The sequence below is a fragment of the Trichococcus alkaliphilus genome (assembly GCF_003008695.1).
GTDB classification, from domain to species: Bacteria; Bacillota; Bacilli; order Lactobacillales; family Aerococcaceae; genus Trichococcus; species Trichococcus alkaliphilus.
Map to the genome: position 1 here is coordinate 59,096 of NZ_PXZT01000003.1, position 24,441 is coordinate 83,536.

Below are 24,441 nucleotides of genomic sequence, written 5' to 3' on the forward strand. Positions count from 1 at the left end.
AAGCTTATTTGATCTTGTTTCTGAGCACCATCGGCAAGATCCCTTTGTTGCGGTAATAGTCGATTTCGATTTCAGAATCCAGTCTTGCGATAGCTTGGAAGGTTTTTTCCGTTCCGTCCGCAGCTTGCGCTGTCACAGTGATTACTTCATTCGGTTTTACCTCATCCGTGATTGCAATCGCGTACTCTTCCAACCCTGTCAATCCCAGCGTCTCCGCATCTTCCCCTTTTAGGAATTCCAACGGAAGCGCACCCACCATGATCAGGTTGGAGCGGTGGATCCGTTCGAAACTTTTAGCGATTACCGCATCGACGCCCAACAGTCTGGCGCCTTTTGCTGCCCAGTCGCGGGAAGATCCCATTCCATAATCGTCTCCGGCCAGAATCACCAATCCGGTGCCGTCTTCTTTATATTTCACGCTGGCATCGAAAATCGGCATGATTTCGTTGGTCGGGATGTATTTGGTGAACCCGCCTTCCAAGCCATCCGCCAAAGCGTTTCTCAAGCGGATATTCGAGAAAGTACCGCGCACCATCACTTCATGGTGTCCTCTGCGGCTTCCGTATGAATTGAAGTCTTTCGGTTTCACGCCATGCTCCATCAGATATTTTCCGGCTGGAGACTTCATTGCGATGGCTCCAACCGGCGAGATGTGGTCGGTCGTGATGGAATCCTGGAATTTCCCTAAAACGCGCATTCCTTTCAGGCTCGTTATCGGCTCCGTTTCCAATTGGAAGTTTTCGAAGTATGGTGGATTTGCGATATAGGTTGAATCGCCATCCCAGTCGTAAACCGGTTTATCTGCGGATTCAATTTTGTTCCACAGGTCGTTTGAGTCGAATACGGAACGGTACTCTTCTTTGAACATATCCGCCAGCACGGATTCATTCACGACTTTTTGGACTTCTTCGTTACTCGGCAAAATGTCCTTGAAATAGACTGGCTGTCCTTCTTTATCCGTCCCGATCGGATCGGTAGCCAGATTCACTTTGACATTGCCCGCTAAGGCATAGGCGATGACCAAATGCGGCGCTGCCAGGTAGCCCGCTTTCACTTCCGCATGGATGCGTCCTTCAAAGTTGCGGTTACCGCTCAATACAGCCGAAAGCAGGATGTTGCCCTCTTTGGCCGCTTCGCTGACTTCCGGCCTCAGCGGTCCGGAGTTGCCCACGCAGGTCATGCAGCCGTAGCCGATGATATTGAAGCCTAACGCTTCCAGGTAAGGCAATAAGCCCGATTTTTCGTAATAGCGCGCCGTCACTTTCGATCCCGGCGACATGGATGTTTTGACGTAGCGTTTGACGGAAAGTCCCTTTTCGACTGCATTTTTTGCCAACAACGCGGCGCTGAGCATCAGGTACGGATTGCTTGTGTTTGTGCAGCTTGTGATGGCCGCGATGGATACCGCTCCGTTTTCCAGCTCTTCTTGATAGCCGTCTTCATAGGTGATCGTCACTTTGTTGTCGATATCCTCTGCATCCAACCCATAGCCTTGATTCCCCATCGGCGCTGCATAGGCTTCGGTGAATTTTTGGCTGACATCGGATAGTTTCACTAAATCCTGCGGTCTTTTTGGACCGGCCAAGCTTGGTTCCACTGTTGAAAGGTCGATTTCGATCAGCTCTGAATACTCCGGTTCGATTGCATCATTGTAGAAAAGGTTGTTCGCTTTGACATAGGCTTCGATCCTGTCGACTTTCGCATCTTCCCTGCCGGTGAAGCGCAGATAGCCCAATGTTTCGTCATCAACCGGGAAGAAGCCGCAGGTCGCTCCGTATTCCGGCGCCATGTTGGCAATGACCGATCTGTCGGCGATCGTCAAGTTTTTCAGGCCGTCACCGAAATATTCGACGAATTTTCCGACTACTTTTTGCTCACGCAACACTTGGGTCATTTTTAAAGCCAGATCAGTTGCTGTCGCGCCGTTTTGGAGTTTGCCAGTAAAGCGTACGCCAACGACATCCGGCAGCTGCAGGTAACACGGTTGACCCAACATGCCTGCCTCGGCTTCGATGCCGCCGACGCCCCAACCAAGGACACCCAAAGCGTTGATCATCGTCGTGTGCGAATCGGTCCCTACCAAAGTATCCGGGTAGAGGATGGTTTCCCCATCGGCTTCGGCTTCCTTGACCACATCAGCCAGGTATTCCAAGTTCACCTGATGGACAATTCCCGTCGCTGGTGGCACAACACTGAAGGAATCAAACGATTTTTCCGCCCAGCTGAAGAATTCGTAACGCTCGCGGTTCCGATCGAACTCAATTTCCGCGTTCATTCTGAAGGCATCATTGAATCCGGAGTAATCGACTTGAACGGAATGGTCAATGACCAAATCCACTGGTATGTCCGGATTGATGATTGCGGAATCTTTACCCAATTTATCGGTCACATAACGCAATGCTGCCAAGTCCACGATCGCCGCTCCGCCTGTCAAATCCTGCAGAATGACACGGGATGGTTTGAATGGGATCTCTGTTTTCACTTCGTTTACAGGTTTCCAGTTGGCTAAGGACAGGACGTGTTGTTCAGTGATTACCTTGCCGTCTTCTTGCCTCAACAAGTTTTCCAGCAAGACACGGATGGAATATGGCAATTTGGCGATCGTCACTTTTTCATTTTCCAATGATTTCAGATCGTAGTACTTATACTCCTTCCCATTTGTAGTGATGGTTTTAATTGATTTCTGCTTGCTGTTCATAGTATAGTACCTCTCCAATTTATATATTCTTGTATTTACTTAGTATGAGTGTATCCCTATAATAAACATAAATGAAATACATATATTTTATGAATATCATAAGCACGACTTATAACAAGGGGATGATTCTATGGAAATGAAAGATATCGAATACGTGAAGGCAATCAACGACTGCGGCAGTTTGACAAGGGCAGCTGAGTCTCTTTACATCTCACAGCCCTCATTGAGCATGTACATCAAAAATATGCAGGCCCGATTGGGATTCCCAGTCTTCAATCAAATCGGAAAGAAATATGAACTGACTTTCCTTGGTGAACGTTTTTTGGCTGCCGGGATCGAGATTCTGCGCATGCGCGAAAACTTTTACGATGAAGCTGCCCATATATTGGACAACAAAATCGGCCGTCTGCGCGTTTCCATTCCCTTCATGCGCGGTTCTTACCTGGCTCCGGATATCTTGCCGAAATTCAATGAAATCTACCCAAATATCGAAGTCGAGTTGCTCGAAGAATCTTCCAAAGTTGTAGAAGAAAAAATCAACAACGGCGAAGCGGATATCGCAATCATGAACATGCCGCACCACGCTTTGAATCTGGACTATGAAATCATCAAATCGGAAGAAATCCTGTTGGCTGTGCCCTCAGGACATCCTTGCATCAATCAAGGGAAGCCTAATCCGAAGAGCAGCTATCCTTCCATTGATCTGCATTTGTTCAAAAAGGATCGATTCATTCTGCATTTCCCAGATCAGCGCACCGGCCAAATCGCCGAAGCGATTTTTGCGGAACATCATTTCGTTCCCAATAAAGTGACGCATACTCGGAATATCGAGACAGCTGTCAATCTGACGATGACGGGATATGGCATCTCCTTCTTGAACGAGACCCATATCCGTCACTTGAAATTCGGCAATGCTCCGCGCTTTTTCTCTTTCGAGGGCAAGCCACATTATGCGGATATGATTGTGGCTTACCGCAAAGGGCGAAAACTGCCCCCTTACATCAGAACCTTGATTGACCTTTGCCGGGAAGTCGTTTGATGACTAATTAAACAAGAAAGGCAGCGGAATCGCACCAATCAGAATGGCGATGACCGTTTGGATCACAAAGCTTGGAAGACCCCATTTCAGGTATTCTTTTGAGTAATCGCCAAAGCTGACTTCTGTTCTGTCAACCAAAACATAAAGGAAGGCCACTAATGGACTTGCAAAACGGATGGCTTGACCCATCATGGAAGCGACACCGATTTCAGTTGGTGTTGCCCCGTATTGGTAAGCGATTGGTGCCAATACCGGCAGGATACCGAAGTAGAAGGCGTCATTTGGCAAGAAGAACAAACCAGGTAAAGAAATCAAAGCCAAGAAGAATGGAATGTAAGCACCCATGTTTTCCGGAATCATGCCAGCCATTTGTTGTGCGATGGCTGCGCTCATGCCGCTGCCGTTCAGGACACCCATGATGATACCTGCACCATAAACCAAGCTCACCGGCCCTAGTGCTTCTCCACCATTCGCGATCAGACGGGAAGACTGCAGATTCAACTGTCTGTAGTTGACCAGCAACGCGATAGCTGTACCAAGCACGAAGAGGATACCGCCATTGATGACGTCCATGATCAACATTGTCATGATTGCCGCTGTAAGGATAAAGTTGAACCAAATCAATTTAGGGCGTTTCAAATACGCATCTTTTTCGTTGATTTCTTTAATGATGTGTTCCAAGTCGCTGTCATGGATAATGCCGCTGCCTTTTTCGTAGCCCAGACGAGCGCGCTCTTTTTTACCGTAGTAGTAGCACATATACAATGCTAGGATTGTTGCACCAATCATACCTGGGATAACGGGTACGAAGAATTCTTTCGGTGTCAAGTTCAGCACCGGCATCGCACGCGCCATCGGGCCACTCCAAGGGACTAAGTTCATTACCGAGTTGCAGAATCCGATGATTACCGCCAAGTAAAGCTGGTTCATCTTCATTTTTTTGAAAAGCGTCAGAACTGCTGTCGTTACGATCAAAACAGTCGTTGTCCCGTCACCATCCAGTGACACGATTAAAGAGATAACACCAGTAGCGACACAAATCTTCATTGGATCGCCTTTTGCCCATTTGATCATCTTCGTAGCCAATGGATCGAATAGACCGACGTCCAACATAACCGAGAAGTAAAGGATGGCGAACAGCAATAATGTAATCGTTGGGGCTACACCTTTACCGATAAGTTTTCCATCCCCATCAAGTGAGTAATACAATCCACCAAAAATCCAGTCAAACACTTCCAAAAGTGGTGTTCCAGATATAAATGCTGCGGCTAAACCAAAAACAACGGGAACTAAAATTAATGCTGCAAAAGGTGACATTTTCTTGGTTAATAACAAAACCATGAAGGTAACGATCATTCCATAGCCTAACAATGCTAACATTTTCACACTTCCTATTCTTTGTGTTATTTCTATCCTTTATAGAAGACTTTACCGACCATGATTTTTCTCGCGGTCCGGTGACTCGATACGGATTCGATTTTTATCTTTCCATCTTCATTTTTGTACTTCATGGCTACCGAAATGAGGCCATCACTGTGTCCAAGCACAAGCTCATTCTTCACATTTTCATTCCCCAGCACTTCATTCGGGATAGTGCCCGGAATCGCACAGGCGGCTGCTGTACACAACGCCCCTGTCAAAGCGATTGTTTTGTGGGCTTTCTGCATGCTCATCATCCGGATGGAAAGGTCATATTCGGATGCGTTTATTTCTTTCCCGCTGTCCGTAATGAAATCCTGCGCTGCTGACACGATTGTCATTTTGGGTACTCCTGGCGTCACCGTAGCGGCTGCTTCCCAATTATCGGCCAAGCCCATTTTGACTGCTGCTTCTCCCCTGATTTTTTCCAACAGCACCAGATTGGCCGGGTCTGCGTCAATCATGGCCGCCGTCTCTGTTCCTGCAAAACCGATAGCTTCTGCTTTGACATACACCAGCGGGTTTGCTGCATCAACGATCGATACTTCGACATCTCCGTAATCTTCGATTTCCAGCACGTCTTTGGTTTGTCCTGTCGGCAACAGTTTGCCGGTGAAGGAACCTTCCGGATTCAAAAACTCCAATTCGATCTTCGAGCCCGTTCCTGGAACACCTGAAATACTGAAGTCGCCTTCATAAGTGATCTCTCCGTTAGGCGTGGGGATATGCTCGTGAATGATTTTCTTTGTGTTTGTATTATATACTCTTACAGTCGTGATTGGGGAGGTAATATCCACCAGGTTATTTTCAAGAGCGAAGACTCCTACTGCAGATGAAATGTTCCCGCAGTTTCCTGCATAGGAAACAAAAGGTTTATCGATCTGAACCTGCGCAAATGTATAGTTGACATCCCAATCTTCGGTTGTTTCTTTTGAAATGATGGCGACTTTACTGGTTGTGGAGACTGCCCCACCCAAACCATCAATTTGGCGTTGATCAGGGCTGCCCATGATTTTTAATAGGATCTGATCACGTTCCTCTTTGTTTTCCGGTAAATCTTCTTCCATTACGAATGCACCTTTGCTTGTGCCACCGCGAAAGATGCTGCATTGTAGCTCTCTTAACATATCGTCCCTCCAAATGTTTGCGTTTTCATATATCCATGGATTTGTATTTATCCAGTTGAATCCTTTTAGTAACAAGTTCCTATAGACTGCAGTTCTATTGATTGCTCATTACTCAACTTGATATCTGAAGTATAAATTCTGGTTAACCAAATATCCAATCAATCATTTTTATCTAAATCATAGGTTTAACTTATGATGATAACGATTACAAACAAACTTCTAATTAGTTAGTCAGAAGTTTATTTTATTTATCCTCAATATTTCATTGCTTCATTTGCGTATCGCGTAAGTCTATTCAAATAAAAGAGCCCGGAACGTGTTGTCCCGGACTCTTTTTGCATTTCTAATTTGATTTTTCATTGTTCGCAACCTGAAGCTGTTTCTTCAGGTACTGTTTCCTCATGATCTTACGAAAGCACATATGTACGTTTATTTTCATCTTATTGAGAATCAGCTGTTTAATTGAGAATCATTTCTCCCAATCATTCAGAACTCAACTTAGACAGTGGCATTTTCGATTGCAACCTTTGTCTCATGATTCAGCAAATATTCCTTCAAATGCAGACCACCAGCATACCCAATCAGTTTCCCGTTCGTGCCGATGACGCGGTGGCAAGGGGTGATGATCGATATCGGGTTGCGGTTGTTTGCCATGCCGATTGCGCGGACGCCTTTCGGGTTTTCGACAGCGATGGCTATTTCCTTGTAGCTGCGCGTCTCGCCGTAAGGGATTTGGCGCAAAGCTTCCCACACTTTCAATTGGAAAGGCGTACCGGCTGCATCCAAAGGCAGCTCGAACTCCTGACGCTCACCATTGAAATACTCCTGCAGCTGACGCTCCCCTTCCATCAACAACGGCGTGTCCGCCTCAACCATTTCTCCAGCCGCGATTTCCTTCTCGATCCGCGGATCCAATTCCAATGCAACATGCTCCAGAAACGTGATGCCCTTGCCGTTTTCAGCCAGCAAGTATTTCCCCAGCGGCGTTTGGATATATTTATATGCTTTCATACTGATCATCAGTCCTTTCTTCGTAATCACAAAATTTCTCTCTTTCATTATACACAGCGGTGGCGGCAACAGGAAGCATTCGCACGGTAGCTATGCTATGAATGGTCTTTTGAAATGACTTTACAAACAGAAAAAGTAATATATATTTTACATATACGGAAGATATATATTACACGACAAGGAGACTGCCCGGTGGAAAATCATGTGAAAAAATTCAGAATAGAGAAAAATCGTTCACAAAAAGAACTTGCAGACTATGCGGGGATTACAAGGCAAACCTTAAGTCTTATAGAAAAATCCGAGTACAACCCCTCGCTCAAACTCTGTCTTCAACTCTGCTATGCACTCAACAAAACATTGGATGACGTTTTTTGGATCGAACAATTGGAAGGAGCAACTGAAAATGAAAAAAATTAAAGATGAACGGCTTATCCTGAGGAATCTGATGAACATACGCATTGCTTGGATAGTTCAAAACTTAGCGATCCTGATTTTTCTGGTTTATCAAATTATCAAGTCACAAGATACAAGCGGCGTCTTTACATATGGCAACCCGCTCTGGGCCGTCTTTGCGATAGGTACATACACGCTGGTTGTTCTGTCTGTGAATGTAAGTGGTCCTATGAAGGACAAGGAAAAAATGACCCACAAAAAAATTGCTTTCATTAGTTTGGGCGTTTTTCTTATCACGACTATTTTTTTCTATTTTGCTTTCCTGCAAGTCCATCCGATATTGGCTTTGATCAGTGGGACAGTAGTTGCAATTATTATTTACGGACTGCTTAGATACGCGAATCGCTTCAGAGATTAATAAGCTTTTATTTTGTACCAAATAAATATCCACTAGAATGTTTTGTCGCACGCAAGCGCGCGGGGGCTGCCCCGCTGAATCGCTTGCGTGCGTTTTTTTGTTTCCTCCGGTGAACGCAGGCTTCGCCGGAGTTCGCCCCGCATTCCGGGTGCTCACCTCCGGGGAGACGGGCTTCCTCGGAGCTGGAGCAATTTTATTTGAGCGCTCCTCCGGCCAGCAGACCCTCGTCGGAGCTGAAGCCCCTTCCGGCCGCTGTCCTCCGGGGAGCGGTCTATTTTTCTTTTCCTCCGGTGAGCGCAGGCTTCGCTGGAGTTCGCCCCACATTCCGAGTGCTCACCTCCGGGGAGACGGGCTTCCTCGGAGCTGGGGCAATTTTTTTTGAGCGCTCCTCCTGCGAGCAACCTCTCGTCGGAGCTGAAGCCCCGTCCAACCGCTGTCCTCCGGGGAGCGGTCTATTTTTCATTTCCTCCGGTGAACGCAGGCTTTGCCGGAGGTCACCCCACATTCCGAGTGCTCACCTTCGGGGAGACGGGCTTCCCCTGAGGTGGGAAAATTTTTTTGAGCGCTCCTCCGACGAGTGCGCTCTCGCCGGAGCTGAAGCCCCGTCCGGCCGGCCACCCTCCTCCGGCAAAGCGCACGCCGCAAACATTTCTTATGAAATTATTTCAATCATCTTCATGCTTTCTTCACACTCGCGCTCTATAGTAGGTTCACAACATTCCTGCTGGGGATGATTCTTTACGATTTACTTAAGAGTAAGTTGAACCGCTTGCACAAAGAATAGTTTTGATTTAGAATAGTTTTACATCACAACCATTATCCGGAAAAGGAGCGGATTTCAACATGAAAATTGATTTTTTAAAAAAAGAGATCTGGGATCTGATGCGGACCATCCAAGTTTCCAAGGATACCGTGATGTGCCCGGTCGCTAAAGACTATTGCATCACCCCGCTGCAATTGCGGATTTTGATGGAAATCAAGCTGAGCGAAGATCTGTCACTCAACCGTTTGGCGAAAGTAATGGATATGAACAACGGCAACGTCTCCACCATCTGCAAAAAACTGGAACAGCAAGGCTATCTCACGCGCGAACGGCGCGCGGATGACGAACGTTTCATCACGCTGAAACTTACCCCAAATGGCCAAGCGATCCTTCAGAAAATGGAGCAGGATATTGAAAGTAAATACTGCTTGCTGATGGAAAGCGTGTCCGAGGAGCGGCTTGAAAAAATTGCAGTCGGCATCAAAGAATTGCAGCTTTTGATACAGGAAATGAACGAACAACAAAGAGAGGATTGAATTGACATAAATGGCAGATGACAAAAATAAAAACAATCGAAAATGGAATGTGAATTTGAACAACGAAAACCCCGATAAACGCAGAACGACAGCCTATTACTTGTTGATGGCATTGAGCGTCCTGATGTTTCTGAACTATTTCGTATTGCCTAGCTACATGAACCGAAGCGTGGAGGAAGTGACTTACAGCACGTTCCTGAACCAAGTGTCGACGGGTGACGTATCCGAGGTCAAACTGGAGGATACCCAAATCACCTTCGTCGCGACCGATGACGCAGGCGACAAACAAGTCTACATCACCGGCCTGATCGATGATCCGACACTCGTCACCCGTCTGGAAGAAGCCGACGTGACCTTCAGCAAGGATATACCGACCGAAGCCTCCCCGATTCTTTCCATCTTGGTTTCTTGGGTCTTACCGCTCCTGCTGTTCTGGGGATTGGGTAGCCTGTTAGGGAAACAGATGGCGAAACGGATGGGCGGCGGAGCCGGTGGCGCATTGTCATTCGGCAAGTCGAACGCCAAAGTCTACGTGAAGGCAGGCGATTCGAAAACATTCAAGGATGTAGCCGGACAGGACGAAGCCAAAGAAGCGCTTAGCGAAGTCGTCGATTACCTGCATCAACCGAAAAAATACCAGGATATCGGGGCCAAGAATCCGAAAGGCATCCTGCTGGTCGGACCTCCCGGAACCGGTAAAACCCTGTTGGCCCGCGCTGTCGCAGGCGAAGCCGATGTGCCGTTCTTCAGCATATCCGGTTCCGAATTCGTCGAAATGTTCGTCGGCCGCGGCGCTGCCAAAGTCCGCGACCTGTTCAAGGAAGCCAACGAAAAAGCCCCCTGTATCGTCTTCATAGATGAAATCGATACAATCGGTAAGAAACGCGATAACGGCGGCTACGGCGGGGGTAACGATGAGCGTGAGCAGACCTTGAACCAACTGCTAGCGGAAATGGACGGCTTTGAAGCCAACAAAGGCATCATCCTCCTGGCCGCCACCAACCGTCCGGAATCCCTTGATGCTGCCCTACTGCGCCCGGGTCGTTTTGACCGTCGCGTACCGGTTGAACTGCCGGACTTGGCAGGACGCGAAGCCATCCTGAAAGTGCATGCAACGAACTACAAGATGGATCCTTCCATCAATTACAATACGATCGCCCGCGCCACATCCGGTGCTTCCGGTGCCGAATTAGCGAACATCATCAACGAAGGTGGCCTGAGGGCAGTCCGTGAAGGCCGCACCGCCGTCACCCAAAGCGATTTGGAAGAATCTGTGGAAACCGTCATCGCCGGTTACCAACGCAAAAATGCGGTCATTTCTCCGAAAGAGAAAGAAATCATCGCCTACCACGAAATCGGGCATGCGCTGATCGCTTCCAAGCAGACGGAATCCGCGCCGGTCCACAAAATCACGATCATTCCGCGCACTTCCGGTGCACTCGGCTATACGATGCAGATTGAAGAAGGCGAAAAATCATTGATGACGAAACAGGAACTGTTCAACAAAATCGTCACTCTGGCAGGCGGTCGCGCCGCAGAAGAGATTGTCTTCGGCAGCATCACAACAGGCGCTTCAAACGATATCGAACAGATGACCAAAATGGCCCGCGCCATGATTACGCGATACGGCATGAGCGATGCGTTCGACATGATGCAGATCGAAACCCAGACCAACAAATATCTGGGCGGAGACACTTCCATGAACGTATCCGCAGGAATGGCCGAACAGGTTGACAACGAAGTGCTGGACATCATCAAGAAAGCCCATGAAAAGGCCGCTGTCCTGCTGAGCGAAAACATCGAAAAGCTCCATGAACTGTCCCGCTTCCTGCTGGTCGAAGAGACCATCACCGGCGAGGAATTCATGAAAATAGTCGGTGAATAATTTCTCTAAATCAGAGCTACCCGAAATGCTAACCTAAAATAAAAAGCAGGACCGCTACCTAAATCTCACTCGATTTAGGTAGCGGTCCTTTTTTATGATTTATCCTTCCAAGCTCAACACTTCTTGCAGGGTCGGGATGGATTGCATGCCGCCTGGTCGCGTCGTCACCAACGCGGCCACACGATTGGCGAAAGTTCCCATCTCGCGTATTTCATCCAGGCTGCAGTCTTCCCAATCGGCTTTGTTGGCTATCTGATAGAGGAAAGCACCGATGAACGAGTCGCCTGCCCCTGTCGTATCCACTGCTTGGACGCTTAGCCCTTCAACGCTGGCCTTCCCGCCTTTGAAGTACAGATCCGCTCCATTTTTCCCTTTTGTAAAGATCAGCAGTTTCGGCTCCGTCTTCAACAATGCCGCTATCCCGTCCTCTTCTGAATCAGCTCCCGTTATGAACGCCAATTCATCATCGCTGATTTTCAGGATGTCCGCATACGGAAGGAATTGCTGGATCGTCTGTTTCAGCATTTCCGGATCAGGCCACAGATTCAAGCGGACATTCGGGTCGAAAACGATCGTCCCGCCTGCCTGTTTCATTTTTTCCAAGGCTGCAAGATGCGCATACTTTACTGGTGCTTCGATCAGATCGACCGAGCAAAAATGCAGGATGTCTGCAGCCGTGAAAACAAGCTCATTCAGCTCTTCCTTGTCCAACAGCATATCCGCGCTGGGATTGCGGTAGAAACTAAATTCGCGTTCCCCATTTTCCTGGAGCGACACAAACGCCAACGCCGTGTTTGCCTCAGCGGTCCTGAAAAGGTGATGAGTATCCACCTGATTCTGTTTGAGGACATCTGTCAGATAATCACCGAAGGCATCTTGGCCCACTTTGCCGATGAAGCTCGCGTTTCCGCCCAGGCGGCTGACCGTCACAGCCACATTCGCCGGCGCCCCTCCCGGTTGCTTGGTAAAGCTCTGGACCTCTTTCAAAGGTACGCCGATTTCACTCGGGAAAAAATCAATCAGTATTTCTCCAATCGTATAAACTCTCCGCATAACGTCTCCTTCATTCCTAAAATATTTGTCCGGCACAGCTAACTGCACACCCGATTAAATGAAGGGCGTAAAAGTCGCTTCCTCAAAAACAGCTTTGCCGCTGCACTCAAAGGAAATGCCTGTCGCTTTTTCGGTAGGATAAACATTCGCGGTCATGACCGCTTCGCCGTTCTTCTCAAATACTTCAACCGACGAACTGTCCAAGTAAATGGCGAGTTCAAGATAATCCCGCTCTCCGGACAACACAACTCTCCGGCTGACGGGAGGTGTCGCTTCTTCACCCTTCAGGACGATGCCGCTTGCTGATCGGTCGATTCCTAATTCATTCTTTGCTTTGTCATAGTAGACTATGGTTCTTTCGTTCTCGTTCTCACGGAGATGGATGGACAGTTTTTCCAATCCGGACGTGTCCACTTTCAGCGTCAGCAATCCGCAATCCCCTGCGATACCAGGGATTGTTTCTTTGGCATCTGCCATCGTGATCACCGGGCTGATTTCTCCCTGATTGTCGCTATTCGCTACGATGCCGATCGGATATTGCTTCAACTTGCCATCTTCCCATTTCAGCTCTCTCGGGATCGTCATCGATCCTGTCCAGCCGTGGCCCAGCTCATCTGTCGGGAAATTTCTTCCCCACATCTGCATCCAACCGATGCAGATCCTTCTGCCTTTGTCGTCCTCAAGGCTTTGGGGAGCATAGTAATCCAAACCGTGATCCAATTCTTGATAACTTTCCGGGTGGAACTGTTTCGTCGCCCAATCCACCTCGCCGACAGCCAGTACCGACGCATTCAGATTCTGATAGTCGTCCCCATCCTGCGGCCATTGCATCGGCGAGAAGATCAGGCAATCTTTCCCATCCAAGTGGAAGAAATCCGGGCATTCCCACATGATCCCTTGCTCTTTGTTCCCCTTCAGGAAGACGGAGGCAAACTCCCATTCCACCAAGTCAGCAGATTGGTAAAGTAAAATCTGCCCTGTCTCGTCGCCAGCCTTGGAGGCGACTACCGTATAGTACATGCCTTCGTGTTCAAAAACTTTAGGATCCCGGAAATCGATCTGGGAAGCATCTGCCGGTAAAGCCGCAACCGGGATGACCGGATTTTGCTGCACTTTCTCGAAGTGCAGACCATCCTCCGACACCGCCAGACACTGCACCTGGTGATGGACGCCTTCTTCATTGGCTTCGGTCACTCCTGTGTAAAGCAGATACAGTTTCCCATCTCGTTCGATGGCGCTTCCTGAGAAACAACCGAACCGGTCATACGCCTGATCCGGCGCCAAGGCGACAGGCAAGTCTTCCCAATGGATCAAGTCCGTCGACTTCATGTGGCCCCAATGCATCGGGCCCCATTTCGCATCATAGGGATGGAATTGATAAAACAGGTGGTACGCCCCTTGGTACTGGACGAAGCCGTTCGGATCGTTCATCCAGCCCACTGGCGGTGATGCATGGTAGTGATTCCGGTAAAGAGGATTCACTATCCCTTTATTTTCTGCTATGTATCGGTTGGCCCGCTCTGTTGAATAGGCCACTTGGCTTTGAATGCTCACGCTATCCCTCATTTCTTGGATTTGATTTATTTTATTTCTTGTTATTTGTTGTTTGACAAGTATGTATCATAAGCATCTTGTTTGATTTGCATCCATTCTTCCAGTCCTAAACGGTTCAATTCCTCTACGTAGGCATCCCATTCTTCGGCGATTTTCCCGTTTGCGATCCATTCTGCACGTTTTCTGTTGACGAACGGCATCAAGTCCGCTTCGATCTGTGCGATCCGGTCTGCCTGTTCCAATGACAAGAATACGCGTGGATAGTTGAATTGATTATGAACATCAGCCAAGTAAGTGTCTTTGAAGATATCCAAACGCCATTGTGCATCATCCGGCATTGTCGTCACAGTTCCGTAGTACTCATCCAAGATTGCCAAAGGTCCGCCAGCTTCGGTTTTTTGGCGCAATTCGCCCGGTGCAGTGCCGTCCAACGGCAGGTGCTTCAACGAATTTGTGGCTTCTACGTATTCAAAGATATTCTGCTGCGTTTCATCTCCGTAAGTACCCCAGTTGTTCTGCACAGATTGGATCGGCACGTACATTTGATCTGCCCATTTGGCAGTCAATTCTAGATTTTTGTTGGCGCTTGTGATGACGAAACGGTCACGGCTGAATCCGAAGCCGTTCGTACGCGTAACGTGTTTTTCTCCGCTTGGACCAGCCAGTGCAGGAAGCGGCTCGTAGGAATCGTTCGCTCCCGAAACGTTGGCTTTATCCCATGAGAAATACACGCCGAACAGTTGCTCTTTCCCTTTAGCTACGTAGGCATTCCAATCCTGTTCAAAAGCTTCCACATCAATCAGGTTTTTGTTGTACAGTTCGTTGAAATAAGTGACGCCATTTTTGAATTCTTCGTTGTCGGCAGTAAAGTCGATTGTGCCGTCATCATTGACTACCAAGTGATCATCGTTGTCGCCGATGCCAAATGCGCCGAAGAGGAACTTCATGTCTTCATTTCCGCCATCGTTGATGAAGGACATCGGGATTTCATCCGCTTTGCCATTGCCGTTCGGGTCTTGGGTTTTGAATGCTTCCAATACAACCATCAATTCTTCCGTTGTTTGCGGCATCTCCAAGCCCAATGCTTCCAACCAATCCACATTGATCCACGGAATATCATTTACGGTATGGATGGACTCTTTATCCTGGCCCAATTCTTCGATCCATGGCAACGAGTAGATATGGCCGTCCGGCGCTGTGATCATAGCCAGGTATTCCGGGTTTTCGTCCAATACTTTTTTGAAGTTCGGCATATGTTCATTGATCAGGTCTTCCAAGGGAATGATGATGCCGTCTTCCGCCCAGGAAAGCAGATCATAGTCGCTGGCGCCGGCATTCCACATGGCATCAGGCAAGTCGCCGCTGGAAATGTCCAGATTCCGTTTTTCAATGTAATCCGACGAATAGTTTTTCCATTCGACTTGGACGCCCGATTGCTCCTGCAAACGCTGGAAGATCAACTTCTCATTCGGATCAGCCGGTGCCAACGGAGAACTGGAAGTGGACATCTTCAAGGTCACTTCTTCCTCCAAAGGGAACGAGACATTGGTCAATTCGTAATCGGGGGAAGAGGCCCCGCCGGAAGAACCGCATGCTGCTAAAGTCAGGACTGTTGCTGTGGATAATAGTGCTGTGCCAAGGTATTTTACTCTCATTTTGTATTTCTCCTTTATAGTGTATTTATTTTGTGTTGCGTATTGCCTAACCTTTGAGTGAACCTGCCATCATCCCTTTATCGAAGTACTTCTGGAAGAATGGATACATGATCAGAAGCGGTAAGCTGGAGATGACGATTGTTGAGTATTTAATCAGTTCGGCCAACTGGGCCATTTCCGCCATTTGAGTCGCCGATCCGATCATATCTTGTTGTGGTTGATTTTGAATCAGTATTTTTCGCAGCACAATTTGGAGTGGCTGCAGGTCCGCATCATTCAGGTAAATCATGGCATCGAAGTAAGAATTCCACTGACCCACGAAAGCGTAGAGGAACAGCACGAAAATGATTGGTTTCGCCAATGGCAGCATGATCTTAAAGAATATTTGCAGTTCATTCGCGCCATCAATGATGGCTGCTTCCTCCAACTCGGCGGGTAGTTGTTGAAAGTACGTCCGGGCCAAGATAATGTTCCAAACATTGATTGAGCCTGGAAGGACAATTGCCCAGACGGTGTTCAACATGCCCAGGTTTTTCACTAATAAATAAGTAGGAACCAACCCGCCACCTACGAACATCGTGATTATAAAAAAGATTGTTAGCGGTCGTTTGCCTACCAGTTTTTTTCTTGATAAAGGATAGGCAGTCAAGATCGATACCCCCACGGTCAATGCACTGTAAGTGAACGAATAGAAAATCGAATTCACAAAACCTCTTATGATTGCCGGGTCCTTCAGCACCCGATTATAGCCATCCAAACTCCAATTCGCAGGATTCAGACTCAGGCCTTGCGAGCGGAGGATGAAGGGATCCATGAAGGAAGCAATCAATACATACAGCAACGGCGATAAGGTGATCAGGACGAGTAACCCTATCAGGATACGATTCAGCAGCAGGACGCTGCGGTCAAATTTTGTCAACGTTATCATTTTGTTCTCCTCTCTCTATAAAGCCGCGTCATCATTGTTTACTTTGTTTGCTATCATGTTTACGGCCAACAGCAAGATGACATTGATGACTGTATTGAATAACCCGACTGCCGTTGAATATCCGTAATCCCCCATTTGCAACCCGACTTTGTAGACGTAGGTCGATATGATCTCCGAAACAGGCAGGTTCATAGATGTTTGCATCAGGAAAGCTTTCTCATAACCAACGTTCATGATTCCCCCGACAGAAAGGATGAACTGGATGACCATGATCGGGCGCAGCGCCGGAAGATCGATGTACCAGATCCGGTACAAGATATTGGCGCCGTCCATGTGAGCTGCATCGATCAGATCTTGGCTGACGTTTGCCAGTGTGGCTGTGTAGAGGACCGATGCCCAGCCCATTCCTTGCCAAATGCCGGATAGGATGTACAAAGTCCGGAAATAATTCGGGTCGGTCATGAACGTGATTCGCGAACCGGTGATGGTTTCAATTAATCCGTTAATCGGGCCATCCGCGGCCAGGAACATGAACAACATCCCCACAACAATCACCAAGGAAATAAAGTTCGGTGCATACAGAATCAGTTGGAATCGCTTCTTCCATTTTGTGCTGATCAGATGATTCAAGGATAATGCCAAGAGGATCGGCGGGAAGAACCCCAAGATCAGTCCGTAAATACTTATTTTGAGCGTATTCTCCAATAACACTGAGAAGTTCGGTGAGTCGATGAACTGTACGAAGTTTTCCACTCCCACCCATTCGCTTCCCATGATCCCACGCAGCGGGTTGTAATCCTTGAAAGCCAAGAGAATGCCGTACATCGGGAAATATTTAAATACCAGTGTGAGTAACAGTCCCGGCAACAGCATATAGTAGAGCATTCGGTGCTGTTTGATGAATTCCCATTTTGTTTGTGTGCCCTTTGGTTTGATGCTTGTCTGGCTTTTTTTCATGACTGATCTAACTCCTCCTTTTGGAAATTGAAACGTTTCCACTTTGCTTCAAAAAAATGTGGAAAGATTCATGCTCGATAATTGAAACGTTTCCACTTTAGTTCAAAAAAATAAATTCTGAAGAATCGGCATGCTACTTTTGAAATCGGTGCGGTTGATGGATCATCAAACTGCCCGCGATTTCAAAAATAGGGAAACGTTTATTCGATAATTGAAACGTTTCCACTTTGCTTCAAAAAAATATGTTTTTGATTTAAACATATAATAATTCAGTAACCGTTTTCTGTCAATACCAAAAACATATTATTTTAAAATTTCATTTTTCGTCGTCGGTCCTTCTATGTAATGGACAGGCAAAGTGATCTTCGTTTTGACGGGTTCGCCATCGATCACCTGGATGATTTTTTCGACTGCGGCTTTGGCCATCAAATCCACAGGCTGACGGATTGTCGATACGATCTGTTTGCGCCCTGCTTCCATCTTGATGCCATCGCACCCGATGATCTGCACCTCTTCCGGTACTTTGCGATTCATTTCCTCCAAAACTTCCAGAATGTCCAAAGCAATAAAATCTGTGTGGGCAAATACGCCATCCACATCCGGATTTTCTTCGAGAAAGGTTCGTATCTCCTGCTTGAATTCCACAACAGGGTCTTCCCCATCGTAGATGGCATAAGGAATTCCCATAAGCTCAGCTTGCTCTTCGAAGCCCACTCTTCTTTTTGTCGTCTCGCTCGGAAAGCGTGAATGGGTTCCGATATACCCGAGTTTTTTGCAGCCCTTCTCAACCAACTTTTCTACAGCTAATTGACCTGCATGAAGGTTGTCCGAGGTGACACAAACCGTTTCTTCCTTGAAATGACGGTCAATGGTGACGAAAGGCAAATGCGACGAGACAAAATTATCCAAATCCGAATAGGTGATGCCGATGATGCCGTCCACCTTGTTTTCTTGGACCATCTGAATATATTCCAGTTCCTTGTCATTGCTGACATCAGAGTTGCACAACAGCATCTTGTACTTATGTTCAGACAAATTCCGCTCCACATAGTAGGCGAACTCCGAAAAAAACGGATGCCAGATTGTCGGAATGATCAATGCGATCGTGTGCGTCTTGTTCATCTTCAGGCCGCGTGCATAGGCATTCGGAATATAATTCAACTCTTTCATCGCCGCTTCCACTTTTCTGCGGGTCGATTCTTTTACGGCTCCGGAATTGTTCAGCACACGCGATACGGTTCCGACGCCCACCTTCGCTAAAGCAGCTACATCCTTCATTGTTCCCAAATGGATTACCTCCTTTCCTGTATACACTTACAATCTAATTATCATGATAGCAGAGTCAACAAAATAAGTATAGCTGCAGTTTAAATGCTAATTCCTTTCCGGTTCCATAGCAGAATCACAAAAAATAGCCCACCCAATGACCGTTTGAACGGTTATTGGACGGGCTTCTTTTATATTCAATCTGCTTCGTCGTTCAATATCGCTTCCCTGCGCTGGAACTGATGTTCGCTGATTTTTCTGAAGTCGTTCTGCAGATCGGAATCGTCTGTCTTATCTGCCATCTCCAACAGCAGGTGTCCGTTGATGTCGAGGTCACAGAGCGTACCGAGTGCAGTCTGGACTTTCTTCATCTCTTTGATAGTATCCTTGTCCTTTTCACCAAGGATTGGGGCAAGGTAAGTTGCGGCATAGCGTAGTTTTTTGGCATTGATGCGCAGGCTGTGGGTCTGTTCATGGTTTGAGAAATCGACTTCTTCCCACTTGCGCATCAGGCGTTTCTTCATTTTTTCCAGCTTTTTGATTGTCGCTTTTTTCTGCTGGTCATCATCCAAGTTGATGGATTTCAAGTAATGAGCCGTAGCGGCTTCCGCATCGAGAATGCGTTCGGTGAGAGCACCGCTTGTGATCAATTCATGAATGCTGGCCTGTTCGCCTTGGCGTTCTTCCATCAACCAAGTCATGACTTGGCCATCCTCGGCAAGCATTTCAGGATACAACCCGCGGAGCTCACGGCACTCTTCCATCAGCACATCCAGCTCGCGCAGGTATCCGAAGGTGATTGCGATGTCGCGCCAGTCTTCGCCCGCTTCCCGGTAATATTTCTCCTCGCCGTTCGCTTTGTTGAAATTCAACAAAGCCCGCAGTTGGCGGATTGCGACTCGCAGTGCATGGGCCGATTCCGGATCGACGGGATCCTGTTGATAAGCGGCATAGGCATGCTGGACCCCGGCTATTTGTTCGTTGATGATGCCGGCATATAATGTATCTTCGCCGTCGCACGGGCCCCAATCCGCGGTCCCTTCGTGCTTATCAGCCGCATGCTTTTTGTCAGCGGCATCTTCATGTTTGCGTTTCGCCGATTCGCCCGGCGCCAACAGCCACTCCAGATTGCCGATCGGGTCTGCGGTCATGTCGACCGTAAAGAAGGCGACTGCCCCTTTTTTGAACGGAATCGCGGCACCGATCAATTCTTTCGTCCAGATGCTCATATAAGGTTCGTGCCCGACAAGCGCCAAATTGAAGCCATCGTCCTCCTGGTTCAATGCCTCCATAAAAGCGACATAATCACCGGTCTCCAAAAATTCTTGCGGTTGGATCACTTTGACGGCAGTGGCCTCAGCCACCAATTCAGCAGTCTGACGCGCCCGGACCAATGGGCTTGTCCATATCTTCAGGTTTCCGCTCTCGGTCAGTAAGGGTGCGATGTCGGGCAGAAACGCAGTCAGTTCCTCCACTCCTGCTTCCGTCAGTTTTCTGTAGAAGTCATCCCCTTCAGGCGTACGCTCTTCCGCGATTCCATGCCGAATTAGTATCAGTTGTCCTCCCATACTGCTCATCCTCCTTTATATTGGCCTCTTCTTTACGGCTAACAGATCATAATTTGTAACCGCTCTCTCATTGAACAGTATACCATTTTTCGCCAGTTCATGTGAAAAAAATCCGCCTCTTTTTCAGAAAGAGGCGGATTAGCCGAGGCTTGTTGAATTATTTTGGGATGAATTTATGCCAGTTTCATCTTTTTCCATTTGCCGGATCGGAACCGCATTGCAATCAGGAACCAACGGATGATCTGATCCAGCATAACGGCCAACCAGGCTCCGAGGATGCCGAGTCCGAGCACCTGAACAAAGAATGTGGCGGCTGCGACACGAATGATCAAAATCCCAAGGAAAGTCGAGATCAGCGGGAAAATCGTATCCCCTGCCCCTCGCAACGAACCCGCGACGATCAGCTGGTGCGACTGGAAAGGCTGTGTAATGGCCGCAACCCGGATGGCGATTGAGGCATTCCGGATGATTTCCGGATCGCTGGAATAGAAGCCGACGATGTATTCGGCTCCGAAAAAGAAGGCTACTCCGAGGATCGCACCCCACAGGCTGCCAATTTTACCGGTCCGCGAGGCATATTTTTCGGCCAGATTCGCGTCCCCGGCCCCCAATGCCCTGCCGACCAAGGCTGACGCCGCAATACCGAAGGCTTGTCCGAGCGTGAATGACAGCGTCAGGATATTCATGCCGATGTTGTGGGCGGCAAAGACGACGGTCCCCAAGCCTGACACGATCTGGATGAACAGAATCATCCCGGAACGCAGCGCCAATTGTTCCAACGCTGAAGGCAGTCCGATTTTCGCCAAACTTTTCATCGTTTTCATCGAAAAGTGGAAAGGATGCGCGAAAGAAAAATTCAGCTTACTCTTGCCGGAACGCAGGTAACGGATCAGCAGGAAGTTGGCCACTAGGTTGGCGATGACTGTCGAAAACGCCGCGCCCTCGATGCCCAAAGCCGGAACCCCGAAAAGTCCATAAATCAGCAAGGCATTGCCGATGACATTCAGAAAATTCGCTTGCAAATTCACGCCCATCGGAATCTGTGTTTCGCCGATCCCGCGCAAGGAACCGGAAATGCTGAAATTGAAGGATTGCAACAGGTAACTGATGCAGATGATGCGGAAATAGAGCCTCCCGACTTCGACTGTATCGGGCTGTGCGCCCATAAAGGCCATGATCTGATCGGAATAGACAAAGCCGGCTAGGGCCAATGGGGCGGAAAGAATCATGCTGATGATCATGACATGCTTCATGACGTTTTCCATCCGGTCGTGTTTTCCGGCTCCGAAATAGCGGGCGATCAAGGCTGTGCCTCCTATATTCAACGCCTGTACTACGGCCAGCCCGAGGAATAGCGGTTGGTTCGTCACCCCGACCGCCGAAACGGCCGCTGCAGCATAGGCATGATCCGCGATATTCCCCAGCATCATCATGTTGATCATCCCGAACAACGAACTCAGGACCAGTTCGATCAGAACCGGCCACGCAATGTTCATGATTTCCTTGTTGATCGGACTTTTCAGCTGTTTTATGTCCGTTTGCTTCTCTTCCCCCATAATCAACCTCCTACGACTCGTGCTCTGATGCAAAGTACCCAACACTCACTTGTCCATCCTCATTCTTTCTTCAAGTATAGCATATTTTTGAGCAACTATTCTTCTCAAAAATTTATGTTCAACAAAGTTGCATAAACTGCCTATCCTTTTCATACAGGCAACAAGCGATCAAACAGCATGTAATTTGCTTATAAATCTGCGATGCTCTCTTCTCCGATTCCGCTGCAAATTCGACAATCGAAAAAAGCATGCCACTGATCCGCTTCGGGACCAGTAGCATGCTTTGGTGCAGACTATTTTGTTCTTTTTTAGGCAATCTTGCCTTCTTTGCGTCGTTTCGCGAATTCGGCAGTCGCAGTGAAGAGAACATCTGTCGATGAGTTGAGGGCTGTTTCGAATGAATCCTGCAGGACTCCGATGATGAAACCGACACCGACTATTTGCATAGACACATCGTTCGGGATGCCGAACAGACTGGCCGCGAGCGGGATAAGTAGCAGGGAACCACCGGCAACACCCGATGCCCCGCAGGCGCTGATGGCTGCCAGGATGCTGAGGATGAAGGCTGTCGCGAAATCCACCGGGATATTCAAGGTATTGACCGCTGCCAAAGTAAGGACGGAAATCGTTACCGCCGCGCCGGCCATGTTGATGGTTGCCCCAAGCGGAATGGATACGGAATAAGTATCCCTATCCAATCCAAGGTCCTCGCACAGCGTCATGTTCACGGGGATGTTCGCAGCAGAACTTCTTGTGAAGAAGGCTGTGATGCCACTTTCCCTTAAGCATCTGAAGACGAGCGGGAACGGATTGGAACGGATATAGATGTAGACGATGATCGGGTTGACGACCAAAGCGACGAACAGCATGCATCCGATCAGGACCGCAAGCAGTTTCCCATAGCTAAACAGAACGCCGATTCCGCTTGTCGCGATGACATCGAACACAAGCCCCATGATCCCTAAAGGTGCGAAGGCAATGACGATCCTGACCATTTCCGTCAGCGCATCAGAAACATTGGACAGCATCAGCTTGGTTGAAGCTGCGGCATTCTTCAGAGTAAAGCCGAGCATAAGGGCCCATGACAAAATGCCGATATAATTGGCATTGTAGAGCGCCTTGACCGGATTGTCCACGACGTTCAGGAGCAACGCCTTCAGGACTTCCACCACACCGCCTGGAGCGGCGATATCCTCAGCCCCGGCGCCCAATGTCAAAGTAACCGGGAAGATAAAGCTGGCGACCACGGCTACGAGTGCCGCCAAGAATGTCCCCAAAAGGTAGAGCACGATGACAGATTTCATGTTCGTCTGTTGGCCTTTTTTGTGCTGCGAAATCGCGGATGCAACCAAGAAAAATACCAGCATCGGCGCGATCGCTTTCAGAGCGCCGACAAACAGTGATCCAAAAATGGTGACCGGCTTTGCTGCATCCGGAATGGTTACCGCAAGAATAATACCTATGATAAGACCGGCGATGATACGTTTGACAAGACTCAGCTTGTACCAGTGATTCATTAGTTTATACAATTCAAATTCCTCCTGATGTATGTAAAAGTGATAGATAAATGAGTACGCAGAATTTTATACTACCATAATTTAATCTACCGAGGAAGAAAACCTTAATATTTCCGTTTTAGCGCGCTTCATCGACAGGATCCCTTTTCAAAAATTTTTCTGCCTTTTTAGGTACTTTTTGAAAAATCTTCTTTTCTGATTGTTCGAAAAGCGGTATAATGTCATTTATGGAGAATTACTCAAGTCCGGCTGAAGAGGACGCACTCGAAATGCGTTAGGTGTCGAAAGGCGCGCGGGGGTTCGAATCCCCCATTCTCCTTAAAAACTTTTAAATATTGTCCGACAAAAGGCCAGCACTCCCGAAATGGGGTGCTGGCCTTTTGTTTGGTGCAATAATCAGTTTAATCTGTATTCGATATTGACTTGGAGTCCACTTCAAGTGCTAGTCTGAATACAAAAGCTGATTGATTCCGTTGCAAAGACTTGCGAAAGAAGTTGATCCGATGACGAATACTATGAAATTACTGATTGATGGGATCGCATATACAGTTAACCTGAAGGAAGAACATACTATTGAAACATTCGCTCTGCAAGATCCCATCGAGCTGACGTTCAAAAGATATGCCAATCAGGAATATTATGCACCGTTGCCGAAGCTGCTCCCGATTTCGGGAATGCCTACAACAAACATTGTCCATGCGGGCGGACTCTATTGTTATGCAGGATTCGGTGTTTTCGCCATTCCATTCGAGGATGCGCCCTTACATCCCTATGAAGCTATGCACCTTGGCGACATTAATGAAGATATCAGCTCCCATTTGGCAATGGCGGGCAATACCGTCATCGCCAACGTAGAAATCGTTGTTACTTGAAAGCAATATACCCGCGGTTAGGATTGAAATCGATACACCGGAAAATGCTGCTGTATCAAGGTTAGTAATAGTCATTTGAGACTGTATGAATTATTCAGGTGAGGTATAGCCTATTAATACAAGTACGGTAGAAGTCGTTTATAGTCCTATAAGACTATAAACGGTAGGGATCATGATATCCATGGAATAATATAATTACATTCGAAAGTAAAACGTCGTTTTCTGT

19 protein-coding genes and 1 tRNA gene are annotated in these 24,441 nt (G+C 47.9%); 7 read left to right on the forward strand and 13 right to left on the reverse strand.

All coding sequences use genetic code 11. The features are described from left to right. Nucleotides 1–4: 4 nt before the first annotated feature. Nucleotides 5–2,698: an aconitate hydratase AcnA gene (gene acnA / locus C7R73_RS03430; protein WP_106449141.1), complete on the reverse strand. Its 2,694-nt coding sequence runs from the start codon at nt 2,696–2,698 to the stop codon at nt 5–7. 130 nt (nt 2,699–2,828) lie between these two features. Between acnA and C7R73_RS03435 the strand changes: the two genes are divergently transcribed. Continuing rightward, a complete protein-coding gene (locus tag C7R73_RS03435) occupies nt 2,829–3,737 on the forward strand; it encodes a LysR family transcriptional regulator (RefSeq protein WP_106449142.1) in 909 nt (302 codons plus the stop codon). Between the two features lie 3 nt (nt 3,738–3,740). Here the strand turns inward: C7R73_RS03435 and C7R73_RS03440 are convergent, their stop codons facing one another. The 3 genes from C7R73_RS03440 to C7R73_RS03450 all read right to left on the reverse strand — a co-directional run bounded on the left by C7R73_RS03440 (nt 3,741) and on the right by C7R73_RS03450 (nt 7,324). Further along, nucleotides 3,741–5,117, reverse strand: coding sequence for a CitMHS family transporter (locus tag C7R73_RS03440; protein WP_106449143.1), 1,377 nt, complete (start codon nt 5,115–5,117; stop codon nt 3,741–3,743). A 29-nt stretch (nt 5,118–5,146) separates the two neighbouring features. After that, the gene (locus C7R73_RS03445; protein ID WP_106449144.1) at nt 5,147–6,283 is read right to left on the reverse strand and encodes a 2-methylaconitate cis-trans isomerase PrpF family protein; all 1,137 of its coding nucleotides are present in this window, start codon (nt 6,281–6,283) and stop codon (nt 5,147–5,149) included. A 498-nt stretch (nt 6,284–6,781) separates the two neighbouring features. After that, nucleotides 6,782–7,324: a methylated-DNA--[protein]-cysteine S-methyltransferase gene (locus C7R73_RS03450; protein ID WP_275658087.1), complete on the reverse strand. Its 543-nt coding sequence runs from the start codon at nt 7,322–7,324 to the stop codon at nt 6,782–6,784. Between the two features lie 162 nt (nt 7,325–7,486). On the opposite strand from C7R73_RS03450, the gene C7R73_RS03455 reads away from it, so the two are divergent. The 4 genes from C7R73_RS03455 to ftsH all read left to right on the forward strand — a co-directional run bounded on the left by C7R73_RS03455 (nt 7,487) and on the right by ftsH (nt 11,289). Then, on the forward strand, nt 7,487–7,711 hold the full coding sequence (locus C7R73_RS03455; protein ID WP_239992560.1) for a helix-turn-helix transcriptional regulator: 225 nt from the start codon (nt 7,487–7,489) through the stop codon (nt 7,709–7,711). Continuing rightward, nucleotides 7,698–8,105 carry a hypothetical protein gene (locus C7R73_RS03460; RefSeq protein ID WP_106449146.1) on the forward strand — a complete coding sequence of 136 codons (408 nt, stop codon included), beginning with the start codon at nt 7,698–7,700 and terminating at the stop codon, nt 8,103–8,105. The genes C7R73_RS03455 and C7R73_RS03460 overlap by 14 nt, the downstream gene beginning before the upstream one ends. Before the next feature lie 843 nt (nt 8,106–8,948). Continuing rightward, on the forward strand, nt 8,949–9,404 hold the full coding sequence (locus C7R73_RS03470; RefSeq protein WP_106449148.1) for a MarR family winged helix-turn-helix transcriptional regulator: 456 nt from the start codon (nt 8,949–8,951) through the stop codon (nt 9,402–9,404). 10 nt (nt 9,405–9,414) lie between these two features. Beyond that, complete coding sequence (ftsH, locus tag C7R73_RS03475; RefSeq protein WP_106449149.1) at nt 9,415–11,289, forward strand: ATP-dependent zinc metalloprotease FtsH; 1,875 nt, start codon at nt 9,415–9,417, stop codon at nt 11,287–11,289. 99 nt (nt 11,290–11,388) lie between these two features. Here ftsH and C7R73_RS03480 read toward each other — a convergent pair whose 3' ends face one another. The 9 genes from C7R73_RS03480 to sstT all read right to left on the reverse strand — a co-directional run bounded on the left by C7R73_RS03480 (nt 11,389) and on the right by sstT (nt 23,355). Further along, a complete protein-coding gene (locus tag C7R73_RS03480; RefSeq protein WP_106449150.1) occupies nt 11,389–12,342 on the reverse strand; it encodes a carbohydrate kinase family protein in 954 nt (317 codons plus the stop codon). Nucleotides 12,343–12,396: 54 nt separating this feature from the next. Beyond that, nucleotides 12,397–13,896, reverse strand: coding sequence for a glycoside hydrolase family 32 protein (locus C7R73_RS03485; RefSeq protein WP_239992561.1), 1,500 nt, complete (start codon nt 13,894–13,896; stop codon nt 12,397–12,399). Nucleotides 13,897–13,937: 41 nt separating this feature from the next. Next, nucleotides 13,938–15,551: an ABC transporter substrate-binding protein gene (locus C7R73_RS03490; RefSeq protein WP_106449152.1), complete on the reverse strand. Its 1,614-nt coding sequence runs from the start codon at nt 15,549–15,551 to the stop codon at nt 13,938–13,940. A gap of 46 nt (nt 15,552–15,597) precedes the next feature. Further along, nucleotides 15,598–16,479 carry a carbohydrate ABC transporter permease gene (locus C7R73_RS03495; RefSeq protein ID WP_086985774.1) on the reverse strand — a complete coding sequence of 294 codons (882 nt, stop codon included), beginning with the start codon at nt 16,477–16,479 and terminating at the stop codon, nt 15,598–15,600. 15 nt (nt 16,480–16,494) lie between these two features. Then, entirely contained in the window at nt 16,495–17,415 is a 921-nt protein-coding gene (locus C7R73_RS03500) for an ABC transporter permease (RefSeq protein ID WP_414718255.1), read from the reverse strand. Between the two features lie 324 nt (nt 17,416–17,739). Continuing rightward, on the reverse strand, nt 17,740–18,714 hold the full coding sequence (locus tag C7R73_RS03505) for a LacI family DNA-binding transcriptional regulator (RefSeq protein ID WP_106449370.1): 975 nt from the start codon (nt 18,712–18,714) through the stop codon (nt 17,740–17,742). 185 nt (nt 18,715–18,899) lie between these two features. Further along, nucleotides 18,900–20,270 carry a CHAD domain-containing protein gene (locus tag C7R73_RS03510; RefSeq protein ID WP_161525856.1) on the reverse strand — a complete coding sequence of 457 codons (1,371 nt, stop codon included), beginning with the start codon at nt 20,268–20,270 and terminating at the stop codon, nt 18,900–18,902. Between the two features lie 173 nt (nt 20,271–20,443). Further along, the gene (locus tag C7R73_RS03515; RefSeq protein WP_106449155.1) at nt 20,444–21,826 is read right to left on the reverse strand and encodes an MATE family efflux transporter; all 1,383 of its coding nucleotides are present in this window, start codon (nt 21,824–21,826) and stop codon (nt 20,444–20,446) included. 308 nt (nt 21,827–22,134) lie between these two features. Continuing rightward, nucleotides 22,135–23,355 carry a serine/threonine transporter SstT gene (gene sstT, locus C7R73_RS03525; protein WP_205076456.1) on the reverse strand — a complete coding sequence of 407 codons (1,221 nt, stop codon included), beginning with the start codon at nt 23,353–23,355 and terminating at the stop codon, nt 22,135–22,137. Between the two features lie 217 nt (nt 23,356–23,572). Here sstT and C7R73_RS03530 point away from each other — a divergent pair. Together C7R73_RS03530 and C7R73_RS03535 are read left to right on the forward strand one after the other, a co-directional pair. After that, nucleotides 23,573–23,662 (forward strand) — tRNA-Ser (locus tag C7R73_RS03530). A 184-nt stretch (nt 23,663–23,846) separates the two neighbouring features. After that, nucleotides 23,847–24,215: a cyclophilin-like fold protein gene (locus tag C7R73_RS03535; RefSeq protein ID WP_161525857.1), complete on the forward strand. Its 369-nt coding sequence runs from the start codon at nt 23,847–23,849 to the stop codon at nt 24,213–24,215. Nucleotides 24,216–24,441 lie beyond the last annotated feature (226 nt).

Bases quoted from the DNA above. Each gene is read 5' to 3' on its own strand.
- acnA (WP_106449141.1), bottom strand. From the start codon at position 2,698: ATGAACAGCAAGCAGAAATCAATTAAAACCATCACTACAAATGGGAAG.
- C7R73_RS03435 (WP_106449142.1), top strand. From the start codon at position 2,829: ATGGAAATGAAAGATATCGAATACGTGAAGGCAATCAACGACTGCGGC.
- C7R73_RS03440 (WP_106449143.1), bottom strand. From the start codon at position 5,117: ATGTTAGCATTGTTAGGCTATGGAATGATCGTTACCTTCATGGTTTTG.
- C7R73_RS03445 (WP_106449144.1), bottom strand. From the start codon at position 6,283: ATGTTAAGAGAGCTACAATGCAGCATCTTTCGCGGTGGCACAAGCAAA.
- C7R73_RS03460 (WP_106449146.1), top strand. From the start codon at position 7,698: ATGAAAAAAATTAAAGATGAACGGCTTATCCTGAGGAATCTGATGAAC.
- C7R73_RS03470 (WP_106449148.1), top strand. From the start codon at position 8,949: ATGAAAATTGATTTTTTAAAAAAAGAGATCTGGGATCTGATGCGGACC.
- ftsH (WP_106449149.1), top strand. From the start codon at position 9,415: ATGGCAGATGACAAAAATAAAAACAATCGAAAATGGAATGTGAATTTG.
- C7R73_RS03480 (WP_106449150.1), bottom strand. From the start codon at position 12,342: ATGCGGAGAGTTTATACGATTGGAGAAATACTGATTGATTTTTTCCCG.
- C7R73_RS03490 (WP_106449152.1), bottom strand. From the start codon at position 15,551: ATGAGAGTAAAATACCTTGGCACAGCACTATTATCCACAGCAACAGTC.
- C7R73_RS03495 (WP_086985774.1), bottom strand. From the start codon at position 16,479: ATGATAACGTTGACAAAATTTGACCGCAGCGTCCTGCTGCTGAATCGT.
- C7R73_RS03505 (WP_106449370.1), bottom strand. From the start codon at position 18,714: ATGAAGGATGTAGCTGCTTTAGCGAAGGTGGGCGTCGGAACCGTATCG.
- C7R73_RS03510 (WP_161525856.1), bottom strand. From the start codon at position 20,270: ATGGGAGGACAACTGATACTAATTCGGCATGGAATCGCGGAAGAGCGT.
- C7R73_RS03515 (WP_106449155.1), bottom strand. From the start codon at position 21,826: ATGGGGGAAGAGAAGCAAACGGACATAAAACAGCTGAAAAGTCCGATC.
- C7R73_RS03535 (WP_161525857.1), top strand. From the start codon at position 23,847: ATGACGAATACTATGAAATTACTGATTGATGGGATCGCATATACAGTT.